General features: G+C 68.9%; 11 protein-coding genes. 5 read left to right on the forward strand and 6 right to left on the reverse strand.

Annotated features, from left to right (window positions below):
* Positions 1 to 11: 11 nt before the first annotated feature.
* The 3 genes from ACZ7PG_RS34630 to ACZ7PG_RS34640 all read left to right on the forward strand — a co-directional run bounded on the left by ACZ7PG_RS34630 (position 12) and on the right by ACZ7PG_RS34640 (position 2,849).
* Positions 12 to 1,046 carry a C40 family peptidase gene (locus ACZ7PG_RS34630; RefSeq protein ID WP_470243358.1) on the forward strand — a complete coding sequence of 345 codons (1,035 nt, stop codon included), beginning with the start codon at positions 12 to 14 and terminating at the stop codon, positions 1,044 to 1,046.
* A 122-nt stretch (positions 1,047 to 1,168) separates the two neighbouring features.
* Positions 1,169 to 2,074 carry an NAD(P)-dependent alcohol dehydrogenase gene (locus ACZ7PG_RS34635; RefSeq protein ID WP_470243359.1) on the forward strand — a complete coding sequence of 302 codons (906 nt, stop codon included), beginning with the start codon at positions 1,169 to 1,171 and terminating at the stop codon, positions 2,072 to 2,074.
* Between the two features lie 202 nt (positions 2,075 to 2,276).
* Positions 2,277 to 2,849 carry a hypothetical protein gene (locus ACZ7PG_RS34640; RefSeq protein ID WP_470243360.1) on the forward strand — a complete coding sequence of 191 codons (573 nt, stop codon included), beginning with the start codon at positions 2,277 to 2,279 and terminating at the stop codon, positions 2,847 to 2,849.
* A 58-nt stretch (positions 2,850 to 2,907) separates the two neighbouring features.
* Here ACZ7PG_RS34640 and ACZ7PG_RS34645 read toward each other — a convergent pair whose 3' ends face one another.
* Entirely contained in the window at positions 2,908 to 3,240 is a 333-nt protein-coding gene (locus tag ACZ7PG_RS34645) for a winged helix-turn-helix transcriptional regulator (protein ID WP_470243361.1), read from the reverse strand.
* 136 nt (positions 3,241 to 3,376) lie between these two features.
* On the opposite strand from ACZ7PG_RS34645, the gene ACZ7PG_RS34650 reads away from it, so the two are divergent.
* Together ACZ7PG_RS34650 and ACZ7PG_RS34655 are read left to right on the forward strand one after the other, a co-directional pair.
* Positions 3,377 to 4,120, forward strand: a complete 744-nt coding sequence (locus tag ACZ7PG_RS34650) for an SDR family oxidoreductase (protein WP_470243362.1) — start codon at positions 3,377 to 3,379, stop codon at positions 4,118 to 4,120.
* Positions 4,117 to 4,479 carry a GlcG/HbpS family heme-binding protein gene (locus ACZ7PG_RS34655; RefSeq protein ID WP_470243363.1) on the forward strand — a complete coding sequence of 121 codons (363 nt, stop codon included), beginning with the start codon at positions 4,117 to 4,119 and terminating at the stop codon, positions 4,477 to 4,479. Before ACZ7PG_RS34650 ends, ACZ7PG_RS34655 begins: the two co-directional genes overlap by 4 nt.
* A gap of 190 nt (positions 4,480 to 4,669) precedes the next feature.
* On the opposite strand, the gene ACZ7PG_RS34660 is transcribed toward ACZ7PG_RS34655, so the two are convergent.
* The 5 genes from ACZ7PG_RS34660 to ACZ7PG_RS34680 form a co-directional block, all read right to left on the reverse strand.
* On the reverse strand, positions 4,670 to 7,840 hold the full coding sequence (locus tag ACZ7PG_RS34660; RefSeq protein WP_470243364.1) for an NACHT domain-containing protein: 3,171 nt from the start codon (positions 7,838 to 7,840) through the stop codon (positions 4,670 to 4,672).
* Positions 7,841 to 8,593: 753 nt separating this feature from the next.
* On the reverse strand, positions 8,594 to 10,372 hold the full coding sequence (locus ACZ7PG_RS34665) for a vWA domain-containing protein (protein WP_470243365.1): 1,779 nt from the start codon (positions 10,370 to 10,372) through the stop codon (positions 8,594 to 8,596).
* A 29-nt stretch (positions 10,373 to 10,401) separates the two neighbouring features.
* Complete coding sequence (locus ACZ7PG_RS34670) at positions 10,402 to 11,628, reverse strand: AAA family ATPase (protein WP_470243366.1); 1,227 nt, start codon at positions 11,626 to 11,628, stop codon at positions 10,402 to 10,404.
* Between the two features lie 789 nt (positions 11,629 to 12,417).
* Positions 12,418 to 14,910, reverse strand: coding sequence for a BTAD domain-containing putative transcriptional regulator (locus tag ACZ7PG_RS34675; protein ID WP_470243367.1), 2,493 nt, complete (start codon positions 14,908 to 14,910; stop codon positions 12,418 to 12,420).
* 23 nt (positions 14,911 to 14,933) lie between these two features.
* Positions 14,934 to 15,332 carry a hypothetical protein gene (locus ACZ7PG_RS34680; protein ID WP_470243368.1) on the reverse strand — a complete coding sequence of 133 codons (399 nt, stop codon included), beginning with the start codon at positions 15,330 to 15,332 and terminating at the stop codon, positions 14,934 to 14,936.
* Positions 15,333 to 15,338 lie beyond the last annotated feature (6 nt).

Genomic DNA, 15,338 nt, shown 5'->3' on the forward strand with positions numbered 1-15,338 from the left:
AGGAGCGCTTCATGGCATCGAAGACCGCGATTGGTGTCGCCGCCGTGCTTGCGATGGTGCCGGTGCTGCTCGGCGCCATCCCGCTCGCCGTAGTCACGTCGCTCACGGCCGTCGGGAGCACGACCTGCACCCCGAGCGGGACGACTGCCGGCAGCGTGCCTGGCTACGGGCCTGACCAGCTCGCCAACGCCGCAATCATCACCTCGGTCGGCGAACAGCTGCAGGTCCCCGAGCCCGGCTGGGTCATCGCTGTCGCGGTCGCCATCCAGGAATCCACCCTGCGCAACCTCGACCACGGCGACCGGGACAGCCTCGGGCTCTTCCAGCAGCGCCCGTCCCAAGGCTGGGGAACGCCCGCGCAGATCATGGACCCGACCTACGCCGCGACCCAGTTCTACCGGCACCTCCAGGCTCTGTCCGGGTGGCAGCAAATGAGCCTCAACGACGCCGCACAGGCCGTCCAGCGGTCCGGCACACCGGACGCGTACGGGCAACATCAGTCGGCCGCCGAAGCCATCGTGGCGGCAGTCTCCGGAGTGGCCTGCGAGCACACCGGCGCCGGGGACTGCGCGAACATCACCGCGCCGACGCCCGCCGCGCTCACCGCCATCAACTACGCCTGCGGGCAACGCGGGCTCCCGTACGTCTGGGGCGGCAACGGCCCCGAGGGCGGCGACGCCGGGTTCGACTGCAGCGGCCTGACCCGCGCCTCCTATGGCGCCGCCGGCGTCCCGTTGCCGCGGACCTCGCGCGAGCAGTACGCCGCCGGACCGCACGTGCCCGCCAGCGCACCGCTGCTGCCCGGCGACCTCGTCTTCTACGCGACCGCCGGGCTCGTGCACCACGTCGGTCTGTACATCGGCGGCGGCACCATGATCGACGCACCCGACTTCGGACAGGCCGTGAAGGTGGAGCCGTATCGCCATCCCGGTGACGACTACGTAGGCGCCACCAGGCCAACGACAACCCGTTCGGGGGCGGCTGTGATCTCGGCGCACAGCTCGGCGCCGCAATCGAGCAGCGCCGCCTTGGCGGGCAGGTGGTAGTAGCGCGGCATGGCCTCCACATGGCAACCTTACGCGGTAAGGTAGAACGCGCGAGGGGGTCTCACTTGAGGGCTGCGGTGCACACCAGGTACGGCCCGCCGGAGGTCGTTCGGATCCGCGAGGTGGACAGACCGACGGTCGGGAACCGGGACGTGCTCGTCCGGGTACACGCGACGACGGTCAACCGAACGGACTGCGCCTACCGGGCGGCCAAGCCCTTCTTCGTGCGACTGCTCACCGGCATCACCCGGCCCCGGCGGACAATCATGGGAACCGAGTTCGCCGGAGAGGTCGAGGCGGTCGGCCGCGGCGTCACGTCCTTCTCCGTCGGCGACCGGGTATTCGGGTACAGCGAAGGCGCGTTCGGCGCGCATGCCGAGTATCTGCCGGTGCCACAGGACGGGTCGATCGCGACCATGCCGGCGGGCGCAACCTTCGAGCAGACCGCTCCCGGTACCGAGGGGGCGCACTACGCGCTCGCGTGCATCCGGCACGCAGGGACCCGGGCCGGACAGGACGTCCTCGTCCACGGCGCGACCGGCGGGATCGGCTCGGCGGCCGTGCAGTTGCTCAAGAGTCTCGACGTCACCGTGACCGCGGTGTGCGCCACCGACAGCCTGGCGCTGGTCAAAAGCCTGGGAGCGGACCGGGTCGTCGACTACACGGCAGGGGACTTCACCAAGGACGAGCAGACCTACGACGCGGTGTTCGACACGGTCGGCAAGAGCACGTTCGGCCGCTGCAAACGACTGCTCAAACCCGGCGGGGTGTACCTGTCCTCGGAGCTGGGGCCCTGGGCTCAGAACCTCATGCTGACAGTGATCACCCCCCTGCTGCGCGGCAGGAAGGTGAAGTTCGCGTTCCCGCAAGACAACCAGGCCATCGTCCGCCACCTGCGAGAGTTGATCGAGTCCGGGGACTTCACGCCGGTCATTGACCGCCGGTATGCACTCGACCAGATCGTCGATGCCTACCGGTACGTCGAGACCGGACAGAAAGTCGGCAACGTCGTGATCACCGTCGCGTAAGTAGCCTGACCGGCGGCGGTGCGTAGGCGATCGTGTAAGCACTTCTGGGCGATACGTATGTCTTGTTTGGACGATGGCTTGACATGAAGCGGTGCACGGAGCGTCCATAGACGTGTAGCCCGAACCACCGGATGCGCACCGGCGGGCGATCGCCCCGGCCGGGGCATGACCATCCACCGCTTCTCCTGAAACGGAGCCCGTCATGCCCGAAACTCAGAGCCCGCCGTCAGCCGACACCAAGCCCGACACCGCGGAAACGAAGGTACGCCGCGCGCTGGAGGCAGATCCCGGCACGACAGCGGCTGCGCTGGCCACCGCGGCCGGGGTGGGCCGCTCCACGGCCACGAAGATCCTCTCCCGCTGGGCCGCCGAAGGAGTCGTGACCCGGACCGATGGAAAGGACCAGTCGGTCCCCGTCACCTGGACATGGGGCACTCATACGGCCGACGACGCAGTCGAGGTAGCAGAGACCGACGAGGCCGACGAACAGCAGGCCGATCCCTTGCCTGCTCCCGATCCCATCACTACCGATCCGGCAGTCCTGGACACCTCGACAACGGACGCATCCAAGAAGGGCCGACTTCCGAAAGGCGCACTTTATGAACTGGTGAAGGAGTTCCTGCACAAACACCCGGGCGAAGAGTTCGGTCCCGCGAAGATCGGCACCGAACTGGTCCGATCCAGCGGCGCTGTGAACAACGCCCTCGAGAAGCTCGTCACCAACGGTCTGGCGACGAAGACCTGCGAGGCCCCGAAGCGATTCACCTCAAGCTGATCCAGAGGCTCTCCGTCAGACGCGGTCCGGTCGCCACCTCGGCGGCCGGGCCGCGTTGTCAGTCGCTAGGCGCCCGGGAGCCCAGCTCGTACCGGCGACGCGCCTCCGCGATCTCGCCGAGGTGCTGCTCAGCCCACTCCTGCACCGGGACGAGCACCGCGAACAGCGAGCGTCCCAGCGGGGTGAGCGAGTACTCCACCGTCGGAGGCACCGTCGTGAGGGTCTCGACCCGGTCGACGATCCCGTCGGACTCCAGGGTGCGAAGCGTCTCGGTCAGTGCCTTGGCCGTCACGCCCTCGACGACCTTCTTCAGCTCGGAGAACCGCAGCGACCCCGAGGCCAGGGCGTTGAGCACGGTCGGCACCCAGCGCGCACCGACCAGATTGAGCACCGCCCAGCTCGGACACCGAGCAGCGAGCAGCTTGTGAGCGGAACCCATCGCCTGGCCCCTCCTGGTTTCGTTGAAGATACCGATCTTCCGACGATACCTTCGCCCGCATGAGAGAGCGGACTGGAAGAGCATCGCCGTGGACCTGAAGCTCAAGGGCAAGACCGCCCTCGTCTGCGGCTCGTCGTCCGGAATGGGTCTGGGCATCGCCGAAGTCCTCGCGGAGGAAGGCGCGAACGTCGTCATGACCGCCCGACGCGGCGACGTGCTGGCCGAACACGCCGCCAGGATCGGCGCGCACGCGATCCCGGCGGACATGAGCCGACCGGACGAGCCCGCACGCGTGGTCGCGGAGACGGTGGCACGGTTCGGCAAGCTGGACATCGTGCTCTGGAACAGCGGCGGCCCGCGCCCGACCAGCGCAGTCGACCTGCCGGCCGCGAACGTCGTCGAGGCCGCCGAGACAGTGCTGCTCCCCCTCCTCCGGCTCGTCCGGGCCGGCGTCCCCCACCTGCGACAGAGTTCGAGCGGGCGAATCCTCGCGATCACGACGACCGGGGTCCGGGAGCCCACTCCCGGCATGGCAGCGTCCAACGCGGTCCGCCCCGGGATCCACGGCTACCTGAAGACCCTCGCCGACGAGCTGGGGCCGGACGGCATCACCGTCAACACCTTGGCGCCGGGCCGCATCGCGACACCCCGCCGCGACGAGGTGTACCCGGATGGCGTGCCGCCCCACCTCGCCGAGGAGATCCCGTTGCGGCGCTGGGGAACCGTCCGGGAGTTCGCCGACGTCGCCGCGTTCCTGGCCTCGCCTCGAGCCTCGTACGTGACGGGCACGACCACCTCCATCGACGGCGGCCTGACCAGGAGTGCGTCATGACCGGAGTAAGCCTCGAAACCGCCCTCACCCTGGTGCAGTCGGCCCGTGCGGAAGCAGCGGCGCTGGGCGTGCCGATGGCGATCGCCGTCGTCGACAGCGGCGGCGCGCTCGTGGCGTTCGCCCGCGCAGACGGCACGCCGTTCCCGCTCTCGGAGGTGGCGATCGGCAAGGCCTACACCGCCGCAGCATTCGCCCGCCCGACAGCCGAGGGCGCGGCAGTGTTCGACGGACGAGTCCAGGTCACCACCTCGACCAGCGTGGCGACCGAAGGCCGAGTGATGCTCAGCGAAGGCGGCCTGCCGACTATCGAGGAACAGGGCGGTCACCGGCGGCATCGGGGCGAGCGGCGGCACTGGTGACCAGGATCTCGCCGTCGCCGAGGCCGCGATCGCTGCGGCGCTGGGAGATCGTCCCGGTGCGTCGCCTTCCCACGAGGCCAGTGCGGAAGTCTCCGGGAATAGAATGTCGACGGGTCCGCGCGCCATGCCGCGCCGTCGCGGTGCGGCCGGACCAGGACCTTCGCGGCGGTGGCCAGCGCGAAGCAGCCACTCAGTGGCGAACGAAGGCTTCGGCTTCCCCCTTTGCCCACACGTCGAACCAGGCACGCCATTCTGTGCTGCAGTTCAGCGTCGTGGCGAACCGGCTGACGCAGGCCCCCAACTCGTCACGGCTCAGCGTCAACTGCCCGGTCTTATTCACTCGAGTGAGAGGGGTCATGAGATCGCTGAATCCCGGTAGGCGAGAGCCGATCATGTGCCATGTGCCCGACCGGCTCTCACCGAGCCACGGGTCACGTTCGTAGGCGGCGAGCATCGTCGACAGGAAGAGCAAGTAGAACCCGGTCGACGACGGGGGAAGGTCCCGTCCGATCGGGAAGTGATGGCGTACGGCGGCCGGCTCGAACAGCATCCGCGGTTCAAGCGCCATGGATGCCAACTCGTTAGGTACCTCGTCCGAGGCGAGTAGTTCTTCCAACGCCGACTTGTCGTCGAACATGGGGCGCATCTCGGCCGACAGCAGGGTGATCTCGGATTGAGGCTCGACCTGTTCGGACATTCCGGAAACCGCGGACGCCTCGGGCAGCCTGCCGATGTCGGCGAGCTCCAACAACACGAGCCATCGGAGCGGGAGCACGTACGCCGGCGACGCGGCGATCCGCGCGAGCATATCGTGGAGATCCGGATCGAGCTCACCGGCAGCGAAGAATCGTCGGAGCAGGCCAACCAGCGGACCCGGTGTCTCGTCGGGCGTGCCGTGCAGCTGCACGGACAACAGCCCACGAGCTCCCATGGCTTCAAGGTATCGCTTCATCGGCAACAGGTCACGACGACTCAGCTCCACAACCACGTCCGGATGGGAAGACGCGATCCTCGGTGCGAGGCCGGCCACGGCCCCGGCCAACGCGTCCGGCTGGGTCTCCAGGCGGCGAGCCAGGGCAGTGGGGGCAGTTCCGTCGTCGACGACTTGGAACAACTCGTCGACGATGGCGGCACCGCACTCAACGTTCACAGCGACATTCCCGGTCAGGATCGCCCGGCAACTTCGCCGAGCTGTCGGGAAGGTGTCCGGCGGACAGGAGAGCAGCAACGCCAGCAGTTGGGTGTCCGTGGTTCTGGCATAGAGCAGGATCGCGGCCGTGTAGAGGCGATCGAGCACTCTCGGGCTCGGGCGCATGAACCGCAGAGAACGCAGAGCGAACTCCACCTGCACACGACGGCTGGCGTCCGACCGGTCGAGGACGAGCAGCTCCAGGCAGTCGTCGATGCCGTCAGCGCGTCGCGCGTCGAACTGCTGGATCGCGATCTGGGGGACCACTTCGCTGGTGTTGAACTGGATCAGCGGCCGGATCATACCGACGATGTCGCGTGCGCTATTGCAGTGGCGGACGATAAAACACGCGGCGAAGTACTCCAGGAACGTGCGGTGGGTGAACCCGAAGAGGCGTTCCCCGCGTTCGGAGGTTCCGGTCTGTGCCAGTAGCCAGGCCCGTCCGGCGCAGAAGTCCAGGAAGTCCTGCGCTTGCAGGGAAGCGGACTCGGCGTCGTCGACGACGTTGCGCTCGAAGTAGTCCTTGATGTTCTGTTTCAGCCTTCCCTCGGGAAGTCCGCTCTGCACGCTTCCCTGGTTGAAGAAGTTGTAAGCGAGCTCTTGGATCAAGTACCGCGTCTTGGTGTTCGACTTGAACGAGATCGGTACCCGGCGCATCCGGTCCCATCGTTCGAAGAGCAGCTCGGCGCATTCTTCGTAGACCTGCGGCCGGTTTTCCGGGATGAACCCGTCGTACTCGTAGAGCATGCACAGCAGCGACAACATCAGCGGGTTGGTCCGCAGGTCCGCGACGTGCACGCTGTCTTCGAGGAAGTTCCGCACCCGGTCGCCGGCCTCGAAGTGTCTCGGCTGTGCGACGATCCGAAACCAGCGCTGAACGTACAGTTCCAACTGCTCGTCGGTGAAGTCGGGAAGGTAGTAGACCGGGAAGAGCGCCGGGTCGAGGCGAGCGCGGAGGTAGCCCTCCTCGCGGGAAGTCACCACTACTGTGACGAGCGGATAGCGGCGGCAGAACTCCTCGATCCCGGCGACCGTCGAACGCCGCATGTCGATGTCGGCGATCTCGTCGAGGCCATCGAACACGACCACGCCGAGCCCCAAGAAAAGGATGTCCCGGATGGTGTCGGCATCGAACTCGGCCTGCGCCACGACGCGCAAGGTGTCGGCCAGGATGGTGAGGTAGGAGGCCGTCGGCGCCTGATGGTCCTTGAGCTCGACGATCATCGGCGCGATCGGCGTCTCATCGTCCTGGCGCGAGGCGGCGCGATGGAGGAGGTTGCGGATGAAGGTGCTCTTGCCGGCCCCGGGGTGGCCGACGACGACAAAACGCCGGTCTACCATTTCTGACTCCGCCAGCGGCTCCAGGTCGTTCGTGACTTCCGCAAGGTCCTCGAGGGCTTCTGCCGCGCCGCCGGTATCCGATCGTTCGTCGGCGCCGGGGCGGACTCGACGGGACTTGACCATTTCAAAATGGGGCCGCGGAGTCAGCCAGCGGGCAACATAGATCTGCTCGATCGGGACTCGGTGGTCGTCGCGCGAATGCGGCATCACCATCATGGCGTACCGCGTGCGCATCGCTTGGCGGATCACGCGAATGGCAGCGTGGGCAGCGGAAGCCCGTTGCCTCTGACCCGAAAGAGCCCATCGCTCAGATACCGCGGACGCCAGTGAGGACTCGACGGGCGGACTCCCGCCGAGGTGACGAAGGCTTGTCGCGTAAAGTAAATCATCGGCGGTGAAGACATTCTCTTCACGCAGTTCCTGGAGCTGCAGGCGCACACAAGTGCACAGCTCGACCCAGAGGGACTCGGCGATCCGTTTTCCCTGCGCATCGGGGAGGTCGACCTTGTCCAAGAGTTCCCGGACAAAGCTCTCCCCCAACCGGGTGCGCTCTCTCGCCGTATCCGGGCCTTCTTCGGTCATCTCCAGATAGGCGAATATCTCCAGCAGGCCGGTGCACAGGCGGCCTTGCAGGTATATGGAGATCGCGGTCTGTTGGGTGCGCACGAGCTTGACGTCTCGCCAGCTCGCCGACTGCCTGACCGTCGCCGGAGCGGGACGGAGCCTCTTCGCCGCAGCCTTCCACGCGGGTGCCGACGCTCGGACCGCCATACCGCCGACGGCTTTGGCTGCGGATTGTGCGACCAGGGTTGCCAGCACCGCCGAAGACATGTCCGCGATACTACCGGCTGGACAAGCCGGACACAGACGGTCGCACAGCGCTGTCCAGTCGACGACGTATTGCGCCTTCAGCGGCGGTACGAAACCTCTGACCCGGCTAGAATGGAAGCGTCATATCCTCAACGATGCTGCATCGAATGCGGCCGAATCCTAGCTCAACGGCCGCGTGGCGTGATAGCGGCCGTTGCCTCGGTAGCGGTCCGGATGGATCTGCGCGATTTCCCGAAGTCGGGCGCGTCGATCGTGGTGCAGCTGAGGTAGAGACCAGCGGATCCCCACGGCGGCGTACACGGCCTGGTCAGTTTGCTGCAGTCAAATCCGGCGTCGCCGTCACGTCTCCAAACGTAGGGTTTGCCGCGCTGGGCGCAGGCATAGGTGATCGCCGCGTGCGTCACCGTGAACGGGGCCGAGATCTCGTCACAGCCACCGCCGGTGTTTCGGGGGAGCGCGCTGTCGAACTCTTCGGCGGCGGTCGCGCTAAGCAGCTTCCTGCCCACGGGCAGAGTCACGAGCGTGAAGGGGCCGGTGGCGCGCTCGGCGCGGCGGAGGTGAGGATCGCCCGCACGGCCGCGCCGGGACCTTGTCCCGGAAGAATCCCGCTCGCCCCGTGCTCCGTTCGGTTCCCACAGTCTCGTCCTTGAGGACGGGATTGGCGGCGGGCATGGCGGGCGTGGTGGCAAGGCATCAGTGTCTCCTTTGATGTGTTGTTGCAGGTCGGGGTGGACGGTTCGTGCCGGGCTCGAGTCATCGGCGCGCGGCGGCGCGAAGTGCGGCGGTCGCGGCGTGCCCGATGGCGCGGGCGGCAGTCGTGGGGTCGGTCAGTACGTGGACGGTCGCCCCGTCGAGCGGGGTGTCCATGTCGCTGGTGGTCAGCCACAGCACCGCGCATCCGGACGCGCGCAACCGGTCGAGCTTCTTCTGGCCGTCACGGCGAGGTACGCGGCGGTATTCGCCGTCGGACACGATGACCACCAGCCGCGCCGCGCCCGGGCGGGACAGGCCGAGGGCGCCGTCAAGCGCATCGAGTGCTCCGGGAATGTCCTCGTAGTTGTCGAGCGAGCTGAACTCGGTGACCTCGGCCGGCGGCTTGCCCGGGCGGGTCAGCGGGCGGACGTGGTGCCCGAAGATGACGCTCGCGGTATCGGCGGGCACCCGGGTGTGCCGGGCGGCGTTGGCCAGGATCCAGGCGGCCGAGGCCACGTGGGCGCGCGCCCAGCCCATCGAGCCGGACACGTCGCACGCGATTCCGACGCGCAGCGGCGGCACGGTGACCGGCGTGCGGATGGTGCGGCTGAACGGCTCAGCGGTCACCACAGCCCCGGCGGCACGCTGGGCTTCGGCGGCACGCACACCGCGCATCCGCAGCCTTCCCGGCGGTACCTCCGAGGTGGAACGCACGGCGACACGTTCCCGGGTTCCGGCGGTGTCCAGCGACCGCGCGAGCACCCGCGCGGCCGTGCACTCCTCGGGCGTCGGTGGCCGGGTGCCTGTCGTGCTGGTGCCGCCGCTAGGAGGGCCGCCGACGCTGAACACCCGCCGCGCCACCTCCCCCGCCTGGTTCTCGGCAGCGTCTTCGCCCTTCTTGGCGGCGGCCGCGACGGCGGCTGGGTCCTCGGGCGCCTTCTCCCGCGCGACTTTCGCCGCCACGCGGCCCAGCACGTCGGCGATGGCGTCGGCCAACGGCGACGGAGCGGCCGGGGCACCGGACCCGGGTGAGGCGCCGGACGGGTCAGAGGCGCCCGGCAAGGCGGGCTGGGCGGCCGGGTCCGTGCTGTCGGGGTCGGTGCCGAGGATCTCGCACCACTGCCGCCCGAGGTCGAACATCTTCTCCCCCGCGTCGTCGGCGGTCCGCAGCGCCTGCCGCCACACCGCCCGCAGCTCGCGGAGGACTTCGGCGCCGAGCACGCCCTCGACGACTCGCGCCACGGGGTCGACCTCGGCGCGGGTCAGCACTCCGCCGTCGGCCCGGCCCAGCAGGAGCGCGGCCGTGTGGGCGGCGTCGGCGGGGGTCATCTTCGGGGCCGTGGCGGGGTCGCCGTAGAGGTGCAGGTCGGTGGCGACAATGCCCTTCACGCACGCCCGCAGCCAGTGCCGGTCGTCCGGGCGGCGGCGGATGTGCGCCGCTTCCATCCGGGGCTCTTCCAGCAGCATCGCGGCCGCGACCACGGCGGGCGGGGCGCCGTCCGGCGGATCCCACGCGGTGTGTTTGGCGTGCCCGCACTCGTGGGTGAGGGCACCCCACGCCGGGGCGTACCGGGCGCGGTCGGACAGGTTGGCCGGGTCCACGGTCGCGGGATTCACGCCGAGGTGGTTACCGTCGACTTCGATCACGGCGCGGTGAGGGTAGAAGCAGGCGGGGGCACCTCCGCCCGCTCCGGGGGCGACGGTGACCACGAGGTCGTCGCGGTCGGCGATCACGGGGACCTCGTCGGCGAACGCGGCGGACAGGGTCAGCCATTCCGGGCGGGCGGGCAACACGGCGGCACCGGTGGCGGTCGGGTCGGTGGTGAAGTGGGTGCTCATGACGAAGTCCTTTCGCGACGGGTGGCGGTTCAGGGTTTGGTGGCGATCTGGGCGCCGAGGGCGAGCGGGGCGACGGTGCGGCCGAAGACGTCGCGCACCACGGCGGCGACGGTGGCGCGGTCCTCTTCCGGTGCGATGCCGACCAGGTTTCCGGCGGCGGAGTCGAGGTCCCACGCGTCGGCGAGCTTCTTGAAGGCCAGCAGCTCCCGCAGCTGGGGCGCCCACCCGATCTCGCCCTTTTCCTGCCGGGTGGCGAGGTTGCGCGCCACCCGTACGGCTTTCTTGTCGACTCCGAGCTGTTCGGCGAGGGTGTAGTCGCTGGAGACCTGGATGTGCACGGAGAACCGGGAGGATAGGGCGTCGGAGAGGATCGCCCCGTGGACACCGGGGTTGTGCCCGGCGACGACGTAGAACCCGGGTGCGGCCGTGACGGCTTCGCCGCCGTTGGCCTTGATCAGGATTTCGCGGCGTCCGTCCATCGCGGGGTAGACCACGGCGAGCACGGTCGGCGGGATCAGGGTCGCGTCGTCGATGAACAGCGGCGCCCCGGCGCGCATCGCGCGGACCAGCGGGCCGTGGACGAACACGAAGTCGCCGCCGGGGGTTTTGGTGTAGTCGCCCACGAGGTCGGCGACCACGGTGTCGCCGTCGCCCTGCACGGTGAGGCAGTCGTTGAACGCTGCCTCCACCACCGAGGTTTTCCCGGTGCCGGGCGGGCCATAGAGCAGCGCGGCGACCCCGGCGTCGCGTAGCCGGGCCAGCGCGGTCACGTCCGGCATGCCGGACAAGAGCCGGGGGTGGTAGTCCATCCCATTCGGACGTTTCACCGGGCCGGTGACTTTCCGTACCGGGCGGGCAGTGGCGCTGCCGGTCCCGGCCGGAGCGGGCGCGGCCGGGGACGCGGCGGGTGCCGTCGCGAGCGGCTTGCGACGCGGCACGCAGGGTGCGCCAGGAATGATGGCGGGGGCGGCGGCGGTCGCTGTCGTAGCAGTCGCCCGGTAGGCCAGCGGCGCGGTGGTGACGAGTTCGGCTTCTCCCCTGTCGGCCAATGCTTTGCAGGCGTTGCCGACCGCGCCGGATGAGCGGTTCAGGGTGGCCGCGATGCCGCCCGGGGTCTGGATGGCTGCGGGGTCGTCGGCCAGGACTTTGGCGACCATCGCGCGGAGTTCGCCGTTGCGGAGTCGGGTTGCCGTCCCACCCGCCGGGGTTGTCGACCCGGTGGCGGGTGCCGTGGCGGGCGAGGTAGGCGTGGTCATCGCGGGTATTCCTTTCCAAATGAGTAACACGGGCCATACGGCGATCAGGAAAGATCTGCCGCGATTCTTGATTTGTTTCCGGATTTCCCGGTGACACAACAAAAGTAACTCGATGAAACACCCGTGCGCAACGCTTTTTCTTGCCCCATTCGGGTGACATATTCCGTGCCAATAAAGGAATTCTCAGTTCTTTTGCCAGGAGGTTTGGGCAGGTCGCGGACACCAGACCGCCGGCGACAGGTCCGAAAAAGAAGTCGAATCCGGCTTCTTTGCAAAAAAAGAGAAACCGAAAATATAGACGGACATGAGGTGAGGTGGCCGCCGAAGGGGGACGCGGGGACATGATCACAGCAACTGGGGCGATGGGGCGGGCCTGATGTGCTTACCTGCTTGTCGCCAAGCGAGTCTGGGATACCAGCGGATCCCCTCATACAGGCGCTGACCTGCCCGTATCCGCGCAGACGGACGATCCGACTTAGTCGGCCCCCGGAACACCAGGGCGATCGGCGCGTGCGTCGGCACCCCCGCTGGCCGTCGGGCAACCGAAGGACGGAGTCTCTGGACGGCCGCCTCGACCAAGCGGGCCGAGCAGGAGGCCGGTGCAGCTCGGCGCGCGGACGCATGAAGCGTTGCGCAAGCTCGACGGTGGCGTGTCGAATGACGTCGACTCTAAACGGAAACACCGGATACTTTTCTGCGTGACGACTATCAGTGCGTCCGACACTAACATCCATCGCGACCGACCAGCTGTTTCTACGCAAAGGTACTTTGGACAGCCCACAGAATGACTCAGGAGGTGAGCCCCGCCATTCCAGCGTGAAGCCCCTGGAGGCGTTCAGCGAGTTCGGTTGTCGCGACAGTCGGTGTTTCGTCGATCTCGGCGAGGCGTGCCTCGAGCAGGCGGAGGGTTCTGGCTATCGCGTCGTGCCGGCCGAGGTTGTGCTCGAGTCGCATGATGTCGCGGTAGAGCAGCTCGTTGTGCGGGTCGAAGTCCCGCGCCGATTCCAGCAACTCCAGCGTGGACTCGGGATCGCTCTGGACCCGGCTGCGCGCCAGGGCGGCGACCGCGTCGAGGGCGTCGCGACGGACACCTTCCCGCAGCGCGGTGAGCCACTCGGCTTCGACGCCGGCAGCCAGCTCGCCTCCGTAACTGGAGACGATCGCGGCGTTGGCCTCGGCACGTTGGTCGTCGTCGGTTGCGGCGCGGCGGCGAGCGAGCGCGTCGGCGAACGTCCAGTAGTCGACCTCGACAACGGCAGGGTCAAGGCGATACCTACCGTGGTTCACGACCACAAGTTCCCCGATACCGGGCGAGGTGGCTTTGTCGACGGTGCCGCGGAGGCGGGACAGGACGGTGCGCAGCACGGCGGCCGGATCCCGAGCTGGGCGATGCGCCCACAGGCTGTCGATGATCGCCGCCCGCGGAACTCCCTCCGGATGCACAGCTAGGTAGATCAGCAGCTCCCACAGCCGCCGCGACAGGCTGCCGGTGACTTCGACGGCCTCGTCCGGATGGGCGAAGTCCGATCGCCATGACAACCTCGGCTGCCCGAACACCGACAGCACCAGCGGCGTGACCGCGCCCTCCTGGATTTCGACAGCACATCCCGTGACCGGCTCCGCTGCCTCAGCCTGATCGGCAACCAGAGCGCTTGCGATCTCCAATCCGTGGGTCGGCTCGCTGGCAGCTCCAGGTTCGTCATCGCGAGCGCCGCGTGCGGCTTCGAAGAGGGTGAACAGCTCGCGGGTTGCGGATTCGGGGAGGGAGAAGGCTCGCCGGCCGCGCAGCGGCTCCCCCGGACCGGGAGATGTCGCGGTGATGACGCCCGCGATGTCTACGTAGGCCGTAACGCCGGGATGCCACTGGCCGAGCAGCAGCACGGTCGTGTTCGCGCCGCCTTCGGCGAGGGACTGCTGCAGCCGGGTGTGATCGGGTTCGCCCGCCGGCGCGCTCGCCACGAGGATTCGGCAGGTGTCCTCGGGAGGACTTTGGCTGCCGAGGCAAGTGAGCGCGGAGGCGAGGTCGTCGACGACGTGGACGCATTCCGGCAGTTCGGCGACGTTGTCCGGGACGCCGAGCAGGTCGCGCAGGTCCGCGGCAGGCGCCACGACCTGTGAGGCGCGGGTGGAGGTCATGGCCGTGAGCAGCAGTGCGCGGGCCGCGGCGTGACTGCCGGGTCCGATGAGACCGAGGCCGTGCGTCGCGGCGAGGCCCAGCGCCAGCTCCGCGGCAGCCTCGTCGCCGGGGCCGCCCAGCTCGGGCGTCGTGCTGGGTTCGGCAGCGTCCGGATCGGGCTCGCCGGGTCCGGCTTGCGCGTGCTGGTGAGCTTGGTGCAGCTGGTAGACGACCGGGGCCACGGGCAGGTCGTCGCCGCGACGCCCGCTACCGGGTCGGTAGCCGGCGCGCTGCCGTCGTCGGGCGACCAGCAGCGCCGCGCTGATCGCACCCGCCAGCCCGAGACCGACATACACGCCGGTCCCCCACGACTCTGGGTTGGTCGACGCAGCGGGAGGTGCGACCGGGCTCAGTGGGGAGACAGTCGGGGGCGTCACCGGCTCAGGCGGGCGCTGCAGCTGTGGTGGTGGTGTCGGCTGGGCGGTGACCGGCGGCAGGCGGATCTGGTCGCCGGGATGGATCAGGCTGGGCGAGGTCAGCTTTCGACCGCCGGGCTGGAGGCTCATGGTGTTCAGGCGCCAGATCTCCGACCACCGGTCGCCGTCACCGAGCCGACGTTGCGCGATCCGGTACAGCGAGTCGTGGACACCAGCGTGGGGTGGACGCACCAGCTCGATGTCCCCCGATACAGCCGTCGACGCGGCGGCCGACGAGGTCACGCCGGCTTGGACCGCGCCGGGCGCGGCGAGGGCCGTGCGGCTGACGAACGACACGACGACGGCGGTGATGAGCACCGCGGCGACCCGCCGCAGCGGGCCACCGCGACCGATGAGGTGCGGCCGGCCGGCGGTGAGAGCGAGGTCGCGCAGGCAGCGGGCCAGCTCGACGATGAACGCGCCCCACAGCAGCCATGCGCCGCACGCGAGCACGTCGAGCAGCAGACCTGTCGACGGCGGAGCCGTCAGCACCTCGCCGAGCTCCGCCATCGTGGGCACGTACTTCGGGAGCGGCCATCCGACGAAGTGCACCAGCGCCCACGGCAGCCCGGCGCACAACCCGCCCAGCAGCGCGACCGCCACGCCGGCCCGCAGCAACCGTCGCACGCCGCGCAGGAACGCGCGACCAATGCGCCGCGGCCCGGTTCCGGTCTGCCACTCAGCAGGCACCGCAGCTCCCCGGCTCAGCTTCGCTAGTCCTGGACAACGGGATGTTGCGTACCGGGCGCAGGCGGCCCAGAGCGCGGTTCCGGCGGTGTGAGTGCCGGTGAGGTCGCGGGCTGGGTGTCCGGCTTCGGGCGGCGGCTGCCGGGCGGACGGCCACGCCGGGCACGGGGCTTGCCGGAGGTGAGCCACCTGGTGAGGTCGGCGGCCGGGACGTCGGTGAACTCGGCCAGCTCGTCGACGCCGACGACGTCCGCCGCCGCGGCGAGCACCGTGCCGAGCTTGCGTTCGACATCCGCCAGCTCCTCGGCGAGTGCGGCACGACGGTGCGCGAGCTCGCCGACCTCGCGGGCCGCGGCCGTCCTCCTGGCGCTCTTGTCCGCGTCGGCCTTCTCGACGCGGCGCTCGATCTCGTCAGTCGTGATCATGACTCT

The sequence above is a fragment of the Amycolatopsis sp. NPDC114504 genome (assembly GCF_055633595.1).

Excerpts from the sequence above, each read along its gene's own strand:
- ACZ7PG_RS34630 (WP_470243358.1), top strand. The coding sequence starts at position 12 with ATGGCATCGAAGACCGCGATTGGTGTCGCCGCCGTGCTTGCGATGGTG.
- ACZ7PG_RS34640 (WP_470243360.1), top strand. The coding sequence starts at position 2,277 with ATGCCCGAAACTCAGAGCCCGCCGTCAGCCGACACCAAGCCCGACACC.
- ACZ7PG_RS34655 (WP_470243363.1), top strand. The coding sequence starts at position 4,117 with ATGACCGGAGTAAGCCTCGAAACCGCCCTCACCCTGGTGCAGTCGGCC.
- ACZ7PG_RS34660 (WP_470243364.1), bottom strand. The coding sequence starts at position 7,840 with ATGTCTTCGGCGGTGCTGGCAACCCTGGTCGCACAATCCGCAGCCAAA.
- ACZ7PG_RS34665 (WP_470243365.1), bottom strand. The coding sequence starts at position 10,372 with ATGAGCACCCACTTCACCACCGACCCGACCGCCACCGGTGCCGCCGTG.
- ACZ7PG_RS34670 (WP_470243366.1), bottom strand. The coding sequence starts at position 11,628 with ATGACCACGCCTACCTCGCCCGCCACGGCACCCGCCACCGGGTCGACA.
- ACZ7PG_RS34680 (WP_470243368.1), bottom strand. The coding sequence starts at position 15,332 with ATGATCACGACTGACGAGATCGAGCGCCGCGTCGAGAAGGCCGACGCG.